The organism is Psychrobacter sp. D2 (genome assembly GCF_013608135.1).
In the GTDB taxonomy this organism is placed as follows: domain Bacteria; phylum Pseudomonadota; class Gammaproteobacteria; order Pseudomonadales; family Moraxellaceae; genus Psychrobacter; species Psychrobacter cryohalolentis.
The window spans coordinates 441,620-460,826 of the sequence record NZ_JACDXZ010000001.1 but is presented as its reverse complement, the minus strand read 5'-3'; the positions used below and the strand labels follow the sequence as shown (position 1 = coordinate 460,826).

Annotated in this window: 15 protein-coding genes; 6 read left to right on the top strand and 9 right to left on the bottom strand. The window is 41.9% G+C overall.

Features of this window, described 5'->3' with window-relative positions; all coding sequences use genetic code 11:
* Nucleotides 1-20: 20 nt before the first annotated feature.
* On the top strand, nucleotides 21-1,295 hold the full coding sequence (locus H0262_RS02000) for a hemolysin family protein (protein WP_181209502.1): 1,275 nt from the start codon (nucleotides 21-23) through the stop codon (nucleotides 1,293-1,295).
* Nucleotides 1,296-1,513: 218 nt separating this feature from the next.
* Here H0262_RS02000 and H0262_RS01995 read toward each other — a convergent pair whose 3' ends face one another.
* A complete protein-coding gene (locus H0262_RS01995) occupies nucleotides 1,514-2,272 on the bottom strand; it encodes a YggS family pyridoxal phosphate-dependent enzyme (protein ID WP_181209501.1) in 759 nt (252 codons plus the stop codon).
* 319 nt (nucleotides 2,273-2,591) lie between these two features.
* Between H0262_RS01995 and H0262_RS01990 the strand changes: the two genes are divergently transcribed.
* Together H0262_RS01990 and H0262_RS01985 are read left to right on the top strand one after the other, a co-directional pair.
* Nucleotides 2,592-3,644 carry a type IV pilus twitching motility protein PilT gene (locus H0262_RS01990; RefSeq protein WP_020442648.1) on the top strand — a complete coding sequence of 351 codons (1,053 nt, stop codon included), beginning with the start codon at nucleotides 2,592-2,594 and terminating at the stop codon, nucleotides 3,642-3,644.
* Between the two features lie 158 nt (nucleotides 3,645-3,802).
* Nucleotides 3,803-4,924: a PilT/PilU family type 4a pilus ATPase gene (locus H0262_RS01985; protein WP_133103813.1), complete on the top strand. Its 1,122-nt coding sequence runs from the start codon at nucleotides 3,803-3,805 to the stop codon at nucleotides 4,922-4,924.
* A 111-nt stretch (nucleotides 4,925-5,035) separates the two neighbouring features.
* On the opposite strand, the gene fur is transcribed toward H0262_RS01985, so the two are convergent.
* Complete coding sequence (gene fur / locus H0262_RS01980) at nucleotides 5,036-5,470, bottom strand: ferric iron uptake transcriptional regulator (RefSeq protein WP_011512663.1); 435 nt, start codon at nucleotides 5,468-5,470, stop codon at nucleotides 5,036-5,038.
* Nucleotides 5,471-5,794: 324 nt separating this feature from the next.
* Between fur and H0262_RS01975 the strand changes: the two genes are divergently transcribed.
* Complete coding sequence (locus H0262_RS01975; protein ID WP_181209500.1) at nucleotides 5,795-6,211, top strand: outer membrane protein assembly factor BamE; 417 nt, start codon at nucleotides 5,795-5,797, stop codon at nucleotides 6,209-6,211.
* A 25-nt stretch (nucleotides 6,212-6,236) separates the two neighbouring features.
* On the opposite strand, the gene H0262_RS01970 is transcribed toward H0262_RS01975, so the two are convergent.
* From H0262_RS01970 to H0262_RS01955, 4 genes are all read right to left on the bottom strand, one after another.
* On the bottom strand, nucleotides 6,237-6,641 hold the full coding sequence (locus tag H0262_RS01970) for an RnfH family protein (RefSeq protein WP_181209499.1): 405 nt from the start codon (nucleotides 6,639-6,641) through the stop codon (nucleotides 6,237-6,239).
* Complete coding sequence (locus H0262_RS01965; protein ID WP_181209498.1) at nucleotides 6,629-7,771, bottom strand: hypothetical protein; 1,143 nt, start codon at nucleotides 7,769-7,771, stop codon at nucleotides 6,629-6,631. Before H0262_RS01965 ends, H0262_RS01970 begins: the two co-directional genes overlap by 13 nt.
* A gap of 256 nt (nucleotides 7,772-8,027) precedes the next feature.
* Entirely contained in the window at nucleotides 8,028-8,696 is a 669-nt protein-coding gene (locus H0262_RS01960; RefSeq protein WP_181209497.1) for a cytochrome c, read from the bottom strand.
* Between the two features lie 333 nt (nucleotides 8,697-9,029).
* Nucleotides 9,030-9,365, bottom strand: a complete 336-nt coding sequence (locus H0262_RS01955; protein ID WP_181209496.1) for a cytochrome c5 family protein — start codon at nucleotides 9,363-9,365, stop codon at nucleotides 9,030-9,032.
* A 411-nt stretch (nucleotides 9,366-9,776) separates the two neighbouring features.
* Between H0262_RS01955 and yihA the strand changes: the two genes are divergently transcribed.
* Nucleotides 9,777-10,547 carry a ribosome biogenesis GTP-binding protein YihA/YsxC gene (gene yihA, locus H0262_RS01950; RefSeq protein WP_220432356.1) on the top strand — a complete coding sequence of 257 codons (771 nt, stop codon included), beginning with the start codon at nucleotides 9,777-9,779 and terminating at the stop codon, nucleotides 10,545-10,547.
* Between the two features lie 97 nt (nucleotides 10,548-10,644).
* On the opposite strand, the gene H0262_RS01945 is transcribed toward yihA, so the two are convergent.
* Entirely contained in the window at nucleotides 10,645-11,349 is a 705-nt protein-coding gene (locus H0262_RS01945) for an HAD family hydrolase (protein ID WP_181209495.1), read from the bottom strand.
* 135 nt (nucleotides 11,350-11,484) lie between these two features.
* Nucleotides 11,485-12,501 carry an RluA family pseudouridine synthase gene (locus H0262_RS01940; RefSeq protein ID WP_181209494.1) on the bottom strand — a complete coding sequence of 339 codons (1,017 nt, stop codon included), beginning with the start codon at nucleotides 12,499-12,501 and terminating at the stop codon, nucleotides 11,485-11,487.
* A 1,214-nt stretch (nucleotides 12,502-13,715) separates the two neighbouring features.
* Here H0262_RS01940 and H0262_RS01935 point away from each other — a divergent pair.
* On the top strand, nucleotides 13,716-18,056 hold the full coding sequence (locus H0262_RS01935) for an Rne/Rng family ribonuclease (protein ID WP_181209493.1): 4,341 nt from the start codon (nucleotides 13,716-13,718) through the stop codon (nucleotides 18,054-18,056).
* A 124-nt stretch (nucleotides 18,057-18,180) separates the two neighbouring features.
* On the opposite strand, the gene H0262_RS01930 is transcribed toward H0262_RS01935, so the two are convergent.
* Entirely contained in the window at nucleotides 18,181-19,104 is a 924-nt protein-coding gene (locus H0262_RS01930; RefSeq protein ID WP_181209492.1) for a DUF808 domain-containing protein, read from the bottom strand.
* Nucleotides 19,105-19,207: the final 103 nt, after the last annotated feature.

Here is a 19,207-nt window from a genome sequence, read left to right as displayed (position 1 = left end):
TATTTCTATCCGAGTATGTCATGAGCTTGCTAACCGCTGGTGTGTTTATTTTTATATTAATTGCGCTAAGCGCTATCGTTTCTAGTTCGGAGCTGGCGCTTGCCTCCGCCCGCAAAATCAAGTTGCAAGTCATGGCCAAGGAAGGCGAAGTACGAGCACTCGATGTACTCAATATGCAAGAGCAACCCGGCAGCTTTATTACCGTGGTACAAGTGGCGCTCAATGCAGTGGCTATCTTAGCAGGGGTCATTGGCGAGTCAGCCATTAGTCCATATTTACAGCAGCTTTTTGGCAATGAGACTGCCGCGTCGGTGGTGTCATTTATCTTAGTCACCAGTGTGTTTGTGTTGTTTGCAGACTTGATGCCCAAGCGTTTGGCCATGTCCAACGCTGAACCTATCGCGGTCAAGATGGTACGCCCGATGATATTCTTTATTTTTATCTTTAAGCCGATTATTTGGGTATTTGATGGGGCGGCAAATTTACTATTTAAACTCATAGGCGTGTCAACCGTACGCCAAGATGAAATGACGTCAGAGGATATTTATGCGGTGATGGATGCAGGTGCGGAAGCCGGCGTCATTAAGCATCAAGAGCATCATTTGATCGAAAATATCTTTGAGATGCAAGAGCGAACCGTAACCTCAGTCATGAATCCGCGCGAGCATATTGTCTATTTTGATACTAAAGCCAGCACCGAAGAAGTGGTTGCTGTGATGATTAAGCAGCCGCATAATAAATTCTTGGTCTGTAATGACGATGACTTAGAACATATCATCGGTTATGTAGAATCACGCAGCTTTTTAGCCTCAGTACTTGAGCAGCAAGAAGTGTGTTTAACAGACAAAGCGTTGCTAAAACCTGCTCTGTTTATTCCCGATACATTATCGTTGTTTGAAGTATTGGAAACATTTAAATCAACGGGTGCAGATTTTGCCGTCATTGTAAATGAGTATGCATTAGTGGTTGGGGTGATCACGCTTAAAGACGTAATGAGCATCGTGATGGGCGAGCTGGTCACCTTAGAGGAGCAACCGATTGTCCAGCGTACAGATAACTCTTGGCTAATTGATGGCATGACGCCCATTGAAGATGTGATTCGCTCATTGGGCATGGTCAATTTACCGCATAGCCAAAATTACGAAACCATTAGCGGTTTTATGATGTATATGCTGCGTAAAATTCCTAAAAAGACAGACTGTGTCGAGTATGCCAATTATCGTTTTGAGATTATCGCCACTGACAATCTTAAAATAACTCAGCTACTAGTGACAAAGTTTGATGATGTGATTTAATACGTAATGTAATTTATGAGTACTGTCAGGGTTGGCTTTATGATAATTTTTATCCTCAAGCGTGTGTACTATAGTCAATTTCAAATAAAACAGATACGTTATATTCCAACGCAGTACTGGTATAAATTTTTCTGGCGTGCTGTGACTACGCTGACAGAGGCTGCATAAAATTCATCCCAGTCCTACTGTATCGTTTTAATACTGAATTCACTATTACATCAAGCACGCGCACCAAATATCGCCGTGCCAACACGCACCATGGTCGTGCCACTAGCAATCGCATCAGTCATATCATCACTCATACCCATACTCAGCGTATCCCATTGACTCAGCTCAGGATGGGTACGCTTAATGTCGTCAAATAGTTGTTTGGTGCGCTTAAAAGCATCTGTGTTTGCCTTAGCAGGAATAATCATCAATCCGCGCAATTGCAAACGCTCATAATTTTTAATTGCTGTTAACAATTCTGGAAGCTGCTCTGGCAGACATCCCGACTTACTGTCTTCATTATCAATATTAATTTGGATCAAGACATTTAAAGGTGGCAGCTCAGCAGGACGTTGGTCGTTAAGACGCTTGGCAATAATGTCACGCTCAAGCGTTTGTACCCAATCAAAATTCTCAGCAATATCACGGGTTTTATTACGCTGAATGCTTCCAATATAGTGCCAGACAATATGCTTACATCCTACTTGCTCACGTAGCAACTGTATTTTTTCAATCGCTTCTTGTAGATAGTTTTCACCAAAATCATGCTGACCTTGACGCGCCAATGTTGCCACCATCTCAGCAGATTTGGTTTTGGACACCGCAAGCAAAGTTACACTGCTCGGCACTCGCAACGTTTGTTCGCATGCCTGTACCACTTGCGTCTTTACCTGCTGCCAGTTTTCAGTTAGATGTTGAACTTCTGCTTCATCATTATTGCTAAGATTGATTGCGACATTTTTAAGTACTTGCTGAGAAGACATATTCATAAAAACTCTTGTTGATATAGTGAGTTCGAAATCAAAGAGAGCTGATTGTATCGATGCTTTACCACTATGCATGCGAAAAGCCAGTCAGTCTATTTTTGCATTTTATGCAGGTAGTAGATGGTTAAATCAGTACAGTCTTGTTATGATATTGTTACATGGTTTAACATATACTACTAAAAGTTCTAGCAATAGTAACAATTATAGTGACGCCTAACCTATCTTAATGAGGTTGGCTCAAACAATGTCATAGAACCTTGCTTATCGCCTGCTTTCTATGTTGATTTTGGCATACTTTATTTATTAATAGGAATATCCGATTATGGCTGAACAAAATTTAAGCATTGAAGACTTGCTGCGTTTTACTGTCAAGCATAAGGCTTCAGATTTACATATTTCAGCCGGTATGCCTGCGATGATTCGAGTTGATGGTGAGATGACTCGGATTAATATGCCAGAGATGAGCCATAAGGTAGTTCATCAGCTCATTTATGACATCATGAATGATAGACAACGTGCCGACTTTGAAGAGTTTTTTGAAACGGATTTTTCTTTTGAGATTCCAAATCTAGCCCGTTTTCGGGTAAACGCATTTAATCAAAATCGCGGTGCAGGCGCCGTCTTTCGTACGATTCCCTCCAAAGTTCTAACGATGGAAGATCTAGGTATGGGCGAAGTGTTTAAGCGTGTTTCAGACTTTAAACGTGGCGTGGTATTGGTCACTGGTCCAACCGGCTCAGGTAAGTCGACTACGCTAGCTGCCATGATTGATTATATCAATGAAACCCGTAAAGAGCATATCTTGACCATTGAAGACCCGATTGAATTTGTTCATGAGTCCAAAAAGAGTTTGATTAACCAGCGTGAAGTCCATCGCGATACCTTGGGGTTCGAGCCAGCATTACGCTCGGCGTTACGTGAAGATCCGGACGTTATTCTAGTTGGTGAGCTACGAGATCTTGAGACCATACGCTTAGCGCTCACTGCCGCTGAAACCGGTCACTTAGTTTTCGGTACTTTGCACACCAGTTCCGCTGCCAAAACCATTGACCGTGTTATTGACGTCTTCCCTGCTGCTGAAAAAGACATGATTCGAGCGATGTTATCAGAGTCACTACAAGCTGTTATATCGCAAACATTGTTACGTCGTCAAACAGGCGGGCGAATTGCCGCTCATGAGATTATGTTAGGTACGCCCGCTATTCGTAACTTAATACGAGAAAATAAAATCGCTCAAATGTACTCTTCTATCCAAACCGGTGCTGGTGATGGCATGATTACTCTTGATCAAACTCTTAAAAATCTTGTAGCGAGAGGCACAATTAGTAAAGACGTTGCACGACCTTACGCTAAACAGCCTGAAGCATTTTTATAATGTAAATGATATCAGTAATTCTTTCTAAACGAATATAGTACTAATTGCAAATTTCTGAGCAATCATCCTTTAAATTCACTGTCATTTTTCGCAAAAAAGTTTATTTAAGCAGGTTTCACTCTATTTATTGCACATTTTCTTGCACATATAGGTACGTTATGGACATTGATAAACTTTTACAATTGATGATTAATAAAAACGGCTCCGACCTTTTTATCACTGCTGATGTCGCCCCTTCCATGAAAATTAATGGCAAAATACTGCCGGTTGGTAAAACGCCTTTAACTGCTGAGCAGACTATGAGGCTGGTTAAAGGCGTCATGACAGTCAATCAGCAAAAAGAGTTTGATGAGACCAACGAGTGCCAGTTTGCGATTACTGATCAGGCGCAACAAGCACGTTTTAGGGTCAGTGCCTTTATACAACGTGATATGGCAGGGATGATTTTACGGAAAATCGAAAATAATATCCCTACTGTCGAGGAGCTACGCCTGCCCCCCTCTCTAAAAGAGCTGGCAATGAAAAAGCGTGGTATTATTTTATTAGTAGGTGCAACCGGTACGGGTAAATCAACCACCCTTGCGGCAATGATAGGACACCGCAATCAAAACTCGCATGGTCATATTATTACCATAGAAGATCCTATCGAGTTTGTCCATAAGCATCGTGGCTGTATTATTACCCAGCGCGAAGTCGGTATCGATACCCACTCTTTTGAAGCCGGTCTAAAAAACACCTTGCGCCAAGCGCCAGATGTGATTTTGATTGGTGAGATTCGCAATCGTGAAGTCATGAGTTACGCGATTCAATATGCTGAAACGGGGCATTTGGTATTTGCAACGTTGCACGCCAATAATGCCAACCAAGCAATCGACCGTATTATTCACTTTTTTGAGACCAGTCGCCACAATCAGTTGTTTATGGATTTATCGCTTAATTTACAAGCCATTATCGCGCAGCAATTGATTCCAACGCCTGATGGCAAAGGACGCCGGGCTGCTATCGAAATCTTGCTAAACTCACAACTGATCAGCGACTATATCCGCAAAGGTGAGGTGCACGAAATAAAAGATGTCATGACACGCTCACGTGATAGCGGTATGCAGACATTTGACCAAGCACTGTTTGATCTATATGAAAACGGTGAGATTACTTATAAAGAAGCGATTCTTCATGCAGACTCGCCTAATGATCTGCGCTTAAAAATCAAACTCAGCAGCAAAAATGGCGTGGCAAACTTGGATGAAGGCGCAGACAGTTTATCGTTAGATATTACTTAATGATGTATTTTTAACCATAGTTATTATTTTTTATGCCTAAGAAACCGTTATAAAAAAGCCCTCATCATATATAAGGGCTTTTTTAATTTTATCTCATCGATAAGTTGATGCTTACTTGACGCTGTCCTTACAGGCTTGGTCATCACAGATACCATATAGTACCAATGAATGACCTGATAACTTAAAGCCATGCTCTGCTGCTACTTTAAGCTGTTCTTCTTCAATCACTTCATTATGAAATTCGACAATCTTACCGCAATTATCACAAACCAGATGGTCGTGATGCTCTTCTTGAGTAATCTCAAACACGGATAAATTGTTTTCAAAGTTATGACGCTCGACAATACCTGCCTGCTCAAACTGAGTCAGCACGCGATAAACAGTCGCTAAACCCACATCCTCACCTTGCTCAATTAGCGCCTTGTAAACCTCTTCTGCGCTCATATGATGCAGCTTTGCGCTCTCAAGCAGCTCTAGGATTTTGATACGCGGTAACGTTACTTTTAGACCCGCTCTACGTAAGTCTTGATTGGTAAAAGAAGCCATAATATCCCTTCTGACTATGAAAGTCTTAGCAAATAAGTTCAAAAAACATAAGGTAAATAATCATTAGTAGTGATGAATGGTTAATTGTAAAAAATCATCCTCATACAAAATCAGTCACTATCAAATATATTTCCAGTACATTTTTACTAAAAAATATGATTATAAGTATATGAATTTAAAATATTAATAATAAATGATGCAAGCGCACATTTGGTAAATAATGTCGTAAGTGGTAGGCAATTGCAAGTAAATGACGTATCATTTATACAAGATTGTCGGTAAGACCAGCATCTACTGTGCTTAGCCGTACCTAACCCATTTTTTATGAGTCATCTTACCATGATAAAGACCCTAAATTTACGTCCGCTTCATTCTTCAAGCGTATTACGCAAGATTGTTATTACCAGCATATTGGGCGCCGCTGTTACCATGTCTGGCTGCTCGTTGCTGAGTGTTTATAAGATTGATTTGCCACAAGGGACGCCTATTACTCAAACCCAAGCACAAAAATTACAAGTGGGTATGAATCAAAATCAGGTACTTTATCTTCTTGGTAGTCCAGCCATTAGAGATACCCTAGAGCCGAACCGTTGGGACTATATTTATGACTATCAAGCAGGGACTGAAGGTCAACGTAAAGGTATCGCTGACGTTAAAAACGCCAGTCAGCATCTAAAAGTATACTTTGATAATAATGGCATAGTGACTCGCATTCAGGGTTTAGAGTCTTTACCTAAATAATCGCTTCGATAGCGAGCTTTAATCCTCAGACTCGAGATTTACTTTTGCGCTGAGACATAGGATCAGCGCTTAAGCTTCTATATACCTCTATTCGATCAAAAGACTGCAATTGATAGTTAAGTGGCTGTTTTTGCGCATAGATGCCAACATGCCAACGTTTGGCTGTTGGCACTGCTACCTCTATCATCTCAGCACACCATGTTGCTAGTCCTTCAAACTGTATCAACCAACCAGCTTGCTTCAATGCTGCATATAAGGTTGTGTCATCAGCTACTGACAAGGTTAGATAATGCTGACTCTGTGCATCTTCAGCATAGGCTAAGTATACCGTTATCATAATAGATTGTGGAACAGTGCCTTGCTGAACGTTGTCTTGTTGAGCACTATCCAGTTTATTAACCTGAATCTCATCAGCTGTTAGCTTAACCATTGCATCACCCAACCTATCAAGGCTAATAAGAGTGCTACGGGCACAATCAAACGTATCGCCACACGCCATAAATTATAAAAAGCTTCATTGCCAAAGTTTAAAGACTTACGCAAGTGACTGATTTTCATCTGCCATCCTGCAAAAACAGACAGCAATAATACGGCAATGCTACTAATAATAACCAGTATACCTACCAGCCAAATAGTCGGTATGGCAACGACCAACACTATCGCTATGACAGCCGTTATGACCAAACTGACTAACAGTCCAAACTTATGCGCGAGCTGCTGCGTACTATAATGTAGCAAGTAACTGGCGACAAAAACTACCCCTGCCGAATACAGTAGCTGTCCGATTGGTGGTAGCGTCATACCACTGATAAATAAAGCCACCATCCCTACCAATAATTGTAATATCCAAATCGGTAGCACCAGCTTGGTTGCTCGATATTCGCTTGACGCATGAGCACGAGAGGGATTTTGAGCATAGTGATTGTCTACGCCCACCGCTGTTACCACTTGCTTAGTGATACGGTTTTGACCAAACCAATATAAGCCTGTACCTGCGCCAACACTGACAAGTGCTAGTGCAACTGCTCGTGCCCATTCTCCTAAGCTGATATTGGTCATCGCAAAGGTAATATTTGGTAGACCATTTGCTACCCCAAATATCAATCCAATAAGCATTAATCCCAAACCAATCGGTAAAGGTGTCACACCCAACAAACTTAACAATGCGGCAATGACCATCAAGCCTGCGGCAACCGCAAAGCTTGGCACTTCAGGTGTGCTATTTAAGTCTGTAAGTGCAGTCAATATACCAGTGCTAGCACCTGATATCACAAGCGCTGCAATGATCATGGCTACGAGGGCAGCAAGCCAACCAAAGCCACGCCAAAAGGCACTGGCATCTGCCTCTCGAGTGAGCTTTTGCATACCCGCCAAAGGTGCTTCAGCACTACGATAAGCCAATGCTATCTCAGCATAAATGACCGGTAGCGAGACCAGCACCATAGCCAATAGCCACAACAGCCAAAAATCAATCTCGCCTATTGACGCCGGTGCAAACCAGCGAAAAAGCAATAATGGTAACAGCGCTGCAATAAAATAAGAAGCATAGCGAATCATCATAATTTATATCCAAGCGATTCAAGGTGAGTAACATTGAGTAATATTAGTTAAGCATAAATAGCTTTTAAGCTTTTAATCGTCAAATTGATATATAGGCGATTTATTTTTATAAAGTAAAGTACTACTAATATGCCATTATATAAGGACTGACAGTTATAAAAAAACCCCGAAATCGGGGTTTAATAACTCAGTTAAAACGAATACAAGCGGCGCTCTTATCGATAATGTTAATAAAGCAAACCGACTTTATATGATATTAGTGAATAGCACTCACATAATCTGACAAGATACGGATATCACGATCTGACAGTTTAGAAGCAACGGTCTGCATCATGCCCATCTCGCCTTCTTTTGCAGCATCATTGACACGCTTTTGCTCGTCGCTATCGATATCATCTGCACGACCCGCAGCACGGAAAAGCTTGAGCTGAGTGGCAATATATTCAGCATGCTGTCCACCCAAACGTGGGAATGCTGCCCAAACGTTACCTGCAGCATCTGGACCATGACAACCTGCACAACCAATGACACCGCGCGATTTATCGCCACCTAAAAACAGCTTGCTGGCTTCTTGGGTGGTTGCAGGATTACCAAACGCCACACCCCAAGGTTTTTGGCTTGAATAATAACCTGCGACGTTGGCTAAATCTTGCTGTGACAAGTTGGCTACTTGCGACTGCATGATACCGTTTTTACGGTAGCCTGCTTTAAAGTTGACCAATTGCTTATATAAGTATTTGACGTTTTGACCACCAAGATTTGGCTGGGCTGGCACAGGGCTCACACCATCAACACCATGGCAAGCAGCGCAGACGGTTTCTGCGATTTGTTTGCCGGCATTAATATCATATTCAGGAACAGTGATAGCAGCTTGTACGCTGAAACTTGCAACACATAAGCTGGCGGCAGCGATTAACTTTTTCATTGATACAAATCCTACTAACTCGATGTAAGCATTGTTTGGAGTGATTGCATTATGTAGACGTATTATATTCACAAAGCCATCATTTAGTCGCTAAGCCGTATATTCTATCGTCTTTATCACAAGCAGCACGAAAGTACTTACTAATATCAGGGTTTATTTTGGATTATTATAGCAAGACTTTTTACTATTTGCCTACTTAATCGTAGCATTGGGTAGTTTTCCCCCTTACTGACTCAATCTCTGGTTTATAAAGGGCAAAAGGTTCTAGACCCTTGCGCCTTATTTATATGTCTTAGCAAATAGCTAATAAAGATTTAATAGATGTTTGGCTAATTATTTGCTCATATATTCAATCAGCTTACGATAGTCATCATTGCTACAATCTTCGCACAACCCACCAGCTGGCATCTGAATCATACCGTTTTTGACCGAACTAATAAGTGCTGGCATACCTTTTTGTTGTATCAGCTGTTGCCACTTGACACTATCGCCTTTTTTGATCGCATTCAAGGCACCGCTGTCATGACACGCAGCGCAGGACTCATTATAAGTCGTTGCAGTACTAGCCGCCCCTGCACCAGTTATCATAGCTGCACTAATGATAAGCGCGCTAACACTGCTGGCTAAAAAGCGACTGCCTTTGGCAAAAATCATGGTCATCGATAACATAAGACACCTCCATTGGCTCATCCGTCCAGACGTTTGCTTCATTGCTTCTGTGCCTTAACATCTGTGAATAAACCTATTCTGATAGAGATTGTAACAATATATGTCAAATTAATATATATAAATATAGTTTAACTTTGTTAATACGCTTGGATAAGGAATGGAGAAATGAGTTATTAGCCGCCTATCAATTACATCTCTACTGTAATTAATATGCGGCTAATAACCGTTATTTCAATAACTAAGCGCATTAATAGTATAGAATAGTCAGTAATTTAAAGCCCTTATTTTATGAAAGATTGATAGTTGGTTATTAGTAGCCAAAGATGCTGTGCTATTGACCGAGCAATTGCAAAATCTTTTACTATTTTATCTAAATTTAAGTATCTAAATTTTAACCGTAATGAGTCATTTATGAGTACCCCGTTCAACGATGTCGCCGCCAAGCATGCGGCTTTTAACACCAAAGCCCGTCAGCGTATTCAGCAAACTGAATTTATGATGTCAGCACCAACCTTTCGCCTGTGTCCTGCAGATATAGGCTTAGAGGTGGCATTTGCTGGTCGCTCAAACGCTGGTAAGTCTTCTGCCATTAATGCGCTTACCAACCAGCGCCAATTGGCACGCTCATCTAAAACGCCTGGTCGTACGCAGATGATTAACTTTTTTAATGTTGGTGATGCTGATAGACGTTTGGTGGATTTGCCAGGTTATGGCTATGCCGCTGTACCGCTTGAGATGAAAAAAGAATGGCAGGTTGAGCTAGAAGAGTATTTGGTATCGCGCTCAAGCCTTGCAGGTCTGGTTCTGATGAGCGATATCCGTCATCCATTGAAGTTCTTTGATGAGCAAATGCTACGTTGGGCAAAAGATGGTGAGCTGCCCGTTCATATCTTGTTAACGAAAGCAGATAAGCTAAAGTATGGTGCCTCTAAAAATGCATTGCTTAATACGCGTAAAAGACTGAAAGAACTGGGTCTGAACTGTAGTATTCAGCTATTTTCAGCCTTAAGAAAAGAAGGGCTAGATGAATTAGCAGGGGTTATGGGCAACTGGTATGAGTATCAGCTTGATGCAGACAAAATTATCGAGTCCTCTTTTGCGTTGCTAGAAGGTGATGAGCTAGAAGACGCAATCGAACAGGATGCGCTTCAAAAAGACAGCTCTCAAGAAGACAGCAAATAAATCTCATATCCTTCAATGAAAAAGGGTTTATCGTTATTATCGATAAACCCTTTTTTTGTTACCATTTAAGCAGATTATCATTTACGCCGATTTATATTTAAGCACATAATAATTGTGCCAACGCTTGGGGCGTGTCCACCTGATACGTGGGCTGCTGTGCAGCAAGCTCGTCGCTGCTGGCGGTACCATAATTAACTGCAATACTGGTCATGCCCAGACTGTTTGCCATTTGAATATCATAAATGCTATCACCGATAAATACGGCATCAGAGATTTGCTGTTCGGTATATTGCAAAATATCCGTCAGCATTTGCGGGTCAGGTTTGGAGCCTGCTTCATCAGCACAGCGCGTCATAACAAAATAATGATGGCTATCTGAAGCGTCCAAAACACGATCTAGACCCTTACGTTTTTTACCTGTCGCAACTGCAAGCTGGCGGTTTTTCTGCTGCAAGGTTTGTAGCATATTTTCTATCGGCGCAAAGAACGGTGTACGCTGGCTGTTAGCAATATAATAATCTGCGTAACTTTGTTGAATTAACAGTTTTTGCTTATCGCTTGAATACGGATATAAAAGCTCAATGCCCTTCATTAAACTTAACCCGATAATATCTTTAACGGCCTTATCGGTTGTCTTGAAGCCATGTGCCTCACCTGCTATATGCATAGCCTCAACAATCAAGCCAATCGAATCCATTAGCGTACCGTCCCAATCAAATATGATTAAATTCTTATCTGCTAAATGATGCGGGTTGGCTGACTGAGAACTCTGAGCAGGAATCATTGTAGTAGTTTGGCTCATAGATAGACCTTTATAAATAATCATAATAAATGGCAGATAGCAAAACGTCACGGCGACTTATGTTTCATAAGCTATCGTGACGTTTAAAGCTGATGCTTAACATAGCATCTAATCAAAGCTTGTTTAAGCAGCCAATTATTTAGGCAAATTGGCTTTAATCTCTTCTGGCATCCAGTCGAGCATCTCTTCTGGTAAAGGCGCAGTGATAGTCTCATAACCAGGTATATCTAAGCGCCACGCATGTAAGCATAGACGATGCATGCCAGATTTATCATGTACATGGTACTTATCATCGCCCAAGATAGCATGACCAATGTGCGCCAAATGTACACGAATTTGATGAGTACGTCCGGTGAGCGGCTTAGCCTCAATCAAGCTAACAGGCTGCTCAGCAATCATGAAACGACCGTGAACGACGATATCAGTCTGACTCTCTTTGGTTTGTGGATCTTCTGCATCTACCTTAACGCGGCGCTCACCGCTTGCCAGTGTATAACGCAACAATGACGCATCAATACGTTGTTCGTTAAGTGCAGGCTGACCTTTTGCAATACATAAGTAATGCTTTTGAATGGTTTTGTCGACCAGATGCTGCTGCAATACTTTAAGTGCAGAGCGTTTTTTAGAGATCATCAATAAACCTGAAGTATCTTTATCGATACGATGCACCAGCTCTAAATACTTCTTGCCTGTGACTTCACGCATGGCTTCAATGACACCAAAGGCAAGACCACTACCGCCATGAACCGCAATACCTGATGGTTTATTAAGCACGATCAAACCTTCATCTTCATAGACCACACGCGCCAATAAGCTTTTGGCAAATTCGGTGCTGATGATAGGTTTTTCACGAGTGGCAAGTACCACTGGCGCAATACGTACCACATCTTCACGCTGCACTCTGTCATGAGCCTTGCAGCGCTTGTTATTGACGCGAATCTCATCTGAGCGAATCATTTTATAGATATGCGGTTTTGGCAAACCTTTTAAGCGATTAAGCAAAAAGTTATCCAAGCGCTGGTCGTGCTGATGACGCGTGACTTCAAGGTAATTGACCTTGCCGAAGTTGCTAATCTCATCGTCAGCACTTTGTGGGCGCGTTTTGCTATTAAAGATAGCTGGCGCTTCGTGGATAGGTTCGTCGTTTGTCATTTTTGAGTTCGTCATTTTTAGTTAGGCAATTACATAAAGATTTGCTATAGTTTAACATGTTGAGCGCCAATTAAGCAGAGGCTGAGACAATAATTCATTGCTAATTGATTGTTGTTTTAGGTGGAAAATATCGATTTTATGACTGGCTAATCACTTGTCAATACAATCGGCTGACTCGTACATCCTATGCAAGCTCGGCGCTTCATCTGATTTTAAGGGTGTTATAGCAACAGATATACTTTATAATACCTAATAAATTGGAAGAACATGACTGATATTTATCAGTAAAAAATTATTTTTTAGTAAAAACTATTTATTCTTATGAAGCATTTCTTACAGAATATTATGACAATAGATAGGATCGACTTGATAAATATGGCATTAGCCTTTTATTAAGCGATAACCAACCATATACCTTTTACTCACTACCCGCATGATAACGACTTGATTTGATGATTTATTATCTAATAGTCCTTTAGCCGCGTGCAGTTGAGCAAGTATGGGTCGTTGAGAGTGCAATCGAGTATTACCCTGTAAATCTCGATAACTGCCTGAGTATTGGTGGTCAAACAGAGGACGATAAGTAGAATAGACATGAGACACCGTGCCGATAAGCCGGTCATTTATTCTGTTTGCCAAGTACGCCCCGCTGATGACTAACGCAGCAAGAACTCGCTTTGAGACGCCCAAGATATTATTAACGTTATATCCAAAAGAACGATAAATAAAGAATGACTAATTGCTTGATCTGGACGGATAACCGCTGAATTGTAATTTATACAGTCAACAGCGATATGATTGCTAGACCTTGATTGATTATGTGACAGCACGATGCTTTTTTGGTATCAGTAATACCTTTATATATCAGTAACCATCCGCCACTATGACGAAATGACAAAGTGCGCTGACCACCAATATGGTTCAAAATACTGATAATAAACGATCACTAACCTGCTTATGCATTAATCGCTATAACAAGCCTGCTTATATTAAGATATAGACATAGACTTACACCCTATACCTTCTATATTGAAGTTACTATCACTAGTCCAAAGTTAAGCTTTCGAAACGCGTTGCTGCGCTTTATTAATGCCATGCTTTATGTTCTTTCGTTAATTTATATCTGCTTATGCTGATTTTGTTATTAGCAAGTACTTGCCACTTTACCCTAGAGCCTGTCTTTTCGTTATTATGCGTACTCATAGGATACTATTATGAAACGCATTTTAATCAACGCCACCCAAAACGAAGAGATTCGTGTTGCCCTCTGTAAAGGCAATCATCTATACGATTTCGATCTCGAAAACCGTACCCGCGAACAAAAAAAATCTAATATCTATAAAGGTCATGTGACCCGTGTCGAGCCCTCGCTTGAAGCGGTATTTGTCGAATATGGCTCACAGCGTCAAGGCTTCTTGCCGATTCGTGAAATCTCTGCCGAATATTTAAGCGGAAATCCACGTGATGAGAACATCAAAAAGCTGATTAAAGAAGGTGACGAGCTCATCGTCCAAGTTGAAAAAGAAGAGCGCGGCAATAAAGGCGCTGCCCTCTCAACTTATGTGTCATTGGCTGGTCGTTATCTGGTATTAATGCCAAACAATCCTCGCGGCGGTGGCATCTCGCGTCAAATCTCAGGCAAATTGCGTGAAGATATGAAACGTATGCTTGGCAGTTTAGATCTGCCAAAAGGCATGAGTGTTATCATACGTACTGCTGGTATTGGTAAAACCCAAGAAGACTTGCAGCACGATTTAAATCATTTGCTAAACATTTGGCAAGCCATTCAAGAACAAAACCAAAAATATCCATCACCGCGCCTAGTGCATCAAGAAGCGGGCGTCGTTACGCGTGCTGTCCGTGATTATCTGCGTGATGATATCTCTGAGATTTGGATTGATAACGAAAACGCTTATATTGAAGCGGCAGGCTTTATCGATGCTGTGATGCCAAAACAGGCTGAAAAGCTGCGTAAATATACCGATTATGAGCCGATGTTTTCACGCTTTAATATCGAAAAACAGATTGAAACTGCCTATCAGCGTGAAGTGCGCCTGCCATCAGGTGGTTCAATCGTCATTGACCAGACCGAAGCCTTGGTGTCTATCGATATCAACTCAGCAAAATCAACTAAAGGTTCAGACGTTGCTGAAACTGCTTACCATACCAATCTAGAAGCCGCCGATGAGATTGCCCGTCAATTGCGCCTGCGTGATATGGGCGGTTTGATTGTCATCGATTTCATTGATATGAATGACAACAAGCATCAAAAAGAAGTTGAAAAACGTCTGATTGATGCTACCAAATATGACCGTGCCCGCGTTCAGTTTGGTGATATTTCTAAGTTTGGTTTGATGGAAATGAGCCGTCAGCGCCTGCGTCCGTCATTAGAAGAATCAACTGGTTATATCTGCCCACGCTGTCATGGTAATGGCATGATTCGTGACCTGCGTTCATTGTCATTATCTATCATGCGTCAAATCGAGCAAATCGCGCTAAAAGAGCGTCAAGGTGAAGTTCAAGCAGAAGTACCGACTGATATCGCCGCATTTTTGTTGAATGAGAAACGCGACAGCTTAGTCTATCTTGAGCAAGACAGTGGTACGCGTATCACTATTTTGCCGCATGCGCACTTAGAGTCGCCAAACTTTAAACTTCACTTTAATCGCGATGGCTTTGCCCCGTCAAGCTATGAGCGTATCACCGATACTCAGCTGCAAGAACATAGCGAGCTTGGCTACAACGTTGACTGGCAAACGGCTGAAAAAGAGCGCCCTGAGCAGCAGCCAACTCGACAGCCTCGTCAAGCTGCGGATAAAAATAGCAGCGATCAAGCGCAGGCTCGTCCTAATGCCCAGCAAAGTACGCCTACGCAGCAGCAACAGAATAGCACCAGTCATAGTAATGAACATCGCAGTAATAACAATAGTAGCAATGTGATAACACCGCGTGCGCCACAGACTAAAGAGACTCCAAGCGTTCAAGAAACTCAGAGCTCTCAAAACGTTGCAACCCCATCAGCGCCAGTAGCACCACAACATACTGCTATTGCCGCTGCACAGCCGCAAGCAGTTGCTTGGTTGTCTAATTTATTTGCGCAAGCACCGCAAGCTCAAACGACATCAAGTGTTAGTAGCCGAGACGCTGCTGAAGCTATTGAAGCATTGGTCAATACCGGAGCACAAAGTCTAGGCTCGTTTGGCCAAGTGGATAATACGGCTTTAGCGAACAATAATAATAGTCAAAATACTGCAACGCCTCAGCCAGCAACTAATCAGCAAAGTAGTAATGAGCAGAATCGTCAACTGACACGTTCTGCTGAGAGTAGTACTGATGATAGCAGCGATGCTGAAGAAAGAAGAAGACGTAAACCACGCAAATCAAGACCATCTAAGCCGCGTCAAAGAAAAGAGCAGGCAGATGAAACTGAGAATAGTGCCACTAGCAATACGACTGACAGCAGCGCTAGCACTGATGACAAAGCTAACAATCAAGATAAACGTCAGCAGGATAATAGACGTCATAGCGATCGTAATCGCAACAATCGCCAAGACAATAATCGTAATACAAATGAAGACAACGCTAATCCGACCAGTGTTAATGCAACCAGTGTCAGCGACAGTAGTCGTTCTGACAGCTCTGATAATGTAGTAGAAGAGCAAACTCGTACTAAGCGCAAATCGAACAGTCAACGTGGATCACGTGGCAAGCTTGAGCGCGGTGAAACTTTAACGGCAGCTGACTCTAAGCAAAACAATCAGCAAGCCCCTAAAAATGCTAACAGCAACAAAAACCAGTCTAATGCACGTCGCAACCAAGACCCTAATGAAGTAGTATTACAGGTTAATGAAGCTACTAGTGAGCTCAAATCACCAGAAGTGGTACATTTGTCATTAGATGATAGCAAGTCTGCATCACGCCAAGCGACTCACAAGCAAGCAGTAATTGAAAGTGATACTAATGCTGAAAAAGAGCGTTCAGAGAATAATAATGAGCAGCGTGCGGATAAGCAAAAGTCAGTCGATAACAAACCAGCTCAACAAACTGCTAAAACGATTGATACCAGCAGCGATGCATCTGATAACACACAACAAAGTAGCGTCCAAGCTGAAACTTCTGAAAAAGTCTCTGCACAAGTCAATACTACTCAGATCGATCAAGTAGAAAAAAGCGCTAATCCCAACAAAGTGGATCAACCTACTTCGAAAGAAGACGATAAAAGCGGCGATAAAATTAGTGGCCACAAACCTGCTGTAGATGAACGAGCTAATACAAAAATTAGCATGGACAGTGAAGCCGAGAATACTGCATCAACTCAAGAAGTGGTAGCGGTACAAGTAGAAAAGGCAGCGCCAATCGAAACCACTCAGAAGGCTCATGTTGCTGAAAATACTGCCGAAGAAAATGTGGTCGTGGATTCTAACGAAGTTGCTGCCGAGGATAGTAGCAATCAGGCAGTACTTGAGCTTAGCCGTGATGCTTTATTTGCTGAACGCTACGTTGCGGCAAATAAGTTTGGTCAAGCCAGTAATGACCCACGCGTCGTACGTCTTCAACAGGTGCAAGCATCATTTGCTAAAGCGTCTCACGCAAATGAGCAAGATGTGCAAGTTGGTGAACGCGCGCCTACCATTCGTGGTACGGTTGGTGAATTTATCCGTGCGACCTTAGCAGAGGCAGAAAATCGCTTAGCGACAGACGGTGTCATCAGCTGCTTTAATGCTGCTATAGCTAAGCATCTAGAGCAGACGCCAGTTAAAAACAGCGCTGACAAGCAATTGGCTATTAAACCAGTTGCTCATAGCGACTTTGACTTTAGTAACTATGGCTATCAGCCTTTAGCAGCGGACTACATTGCACGTTTTGAGTCAATGACAAAAGCCGTCAGTCAGTTTGCAGCGTCCCAAGGTAAAACATCAGTAGAGCCTCGTGCTATCAGTAAACGTGCTAGCAATGATCCACGTGGTCAGCATCCTGATTATAAAGAATCAGCGGTATTGGCTGTTACTGATACGGCAAATAACGAGCCCGTTCAAACGGGCATCGATATTGATGCGCATGAAGTAGAAGCCGATGCTCTGGCCAATCAAGCTCAAACAGAGGCTGTCAGTGATCAAAGCAAGCAGTTATTAGATGCTGAGCAAACATTAGCAGAAGTAGATACAGTGCAAGCTCATATCGAAAGCACTGATATTGAAAGTATCAGAAGTGTCGAAAATGATGTAGCTGAAATCAAAATGACCGACGTCGACGCTGCTGAGGTTGCAAACGTTACTGTCGAGCAAAGTGAGACTGTACAAGATGCTGAATCAATAGTAGCGCCTTCTCTAAAAGACGACAGTCAAGCAGCCAAGTCAAAAACGACCATAGCCAGTTATAAAAACATGATTGAAAATGTGGCAGAGCAACTACTACCACAAAAAGGCATGTTCAACTTAACAACGCCTAAAGTACCAAAGGCTCGTGCCCGTAAGCCAAAAGCTGACCATAAAAAGCCGACGCAAGCTGAAAAACTTGAGTCAGATGATTCAGATAACTCTAATAGAGACAGCTAATCGTAAGTTACCCTGTCTAAAAAGCAAAAGCCCCAAAGTTGTCAGCAACTTTGGGGCTTTTTTCATTTTCTATTTGATTGAATATAAGAACTTATTTAATATTGTCGATTAATAACCAAAGCTATTAATGAGCAGCAGATTCATCCTTGTTGCGTATTTTACCAATAACCGTCAAGAGTGCAACGATGATCGCACCAATAATAAAGCCAATGACACCATTCAATAAGGCGGTAGTGAAACTTTCAAAGATACCGGTCAAATGGGCAATATCTTCAACACCATGATATAAGAAATTAATACCATGCACTAAGATGCCACCACCGACTAAGAACATCGCCAAGGTACCAGCGATAGATAGAAATTTCATTAATTTGGGCGCTGCAGCAAATAGAATCTTACCGACCTTTTGGGTAAATGCGCCTTCTTTTTCCATCATATGTAAACCAACATCATCAATCTTGACAATACCAGCAACCAGACCATAAATACCAACGGTAATACTAATCGCTAAAATAGACAGTACCAAACTGCGCTCTAGTAAAGTTGCGCTAGCAGTGGCACCTAGTGCAATCACAATGATTTCTGCTGATAAAATAAAATCGGTACGTATTGCTCCTTTGATTTTTTCTTTTTCAAAAGCAACCAAGTCTACTGTTTCATCGGCATTGGCTTTGCGACGAGCTTCTTGCTCTTCATCATGCGGTAAAGCATGTGGCCAAAAGCGGTGAATGACTTTTTCAGCACCTTCATAAACCAAAAACAACCCACCACACATCAATAAAAACGTAATTAATGGCGGGTAAATGGCACTGATAAGTAACGCCGCTGGGACCAAAATGAGCTTATTAATAAATGAGCCTTTGGCAACCGCCCAAACAACGGGAAGCTCACGGTTTGCTTTGACGCCTGAGACTTGCTCAGCGTTAAGCGCTAAATCATCACCCAGTACCCCTGCTGTTTTTTTGGCGGCAAGTTTAGTCATGACCGAAACGTCATCCAAGATTACACTGATATCATCAAGTAAGGTTAATAAACTGGCACCTGCCATAGTTGCTCCTTAAGCTAAATTGCTTCAATAAGTAAATTTTCAAATAACAGATGACTCTGTCATAAAATATGGTCAGTCACAAAACGCAGTTATAAGCAGTAGC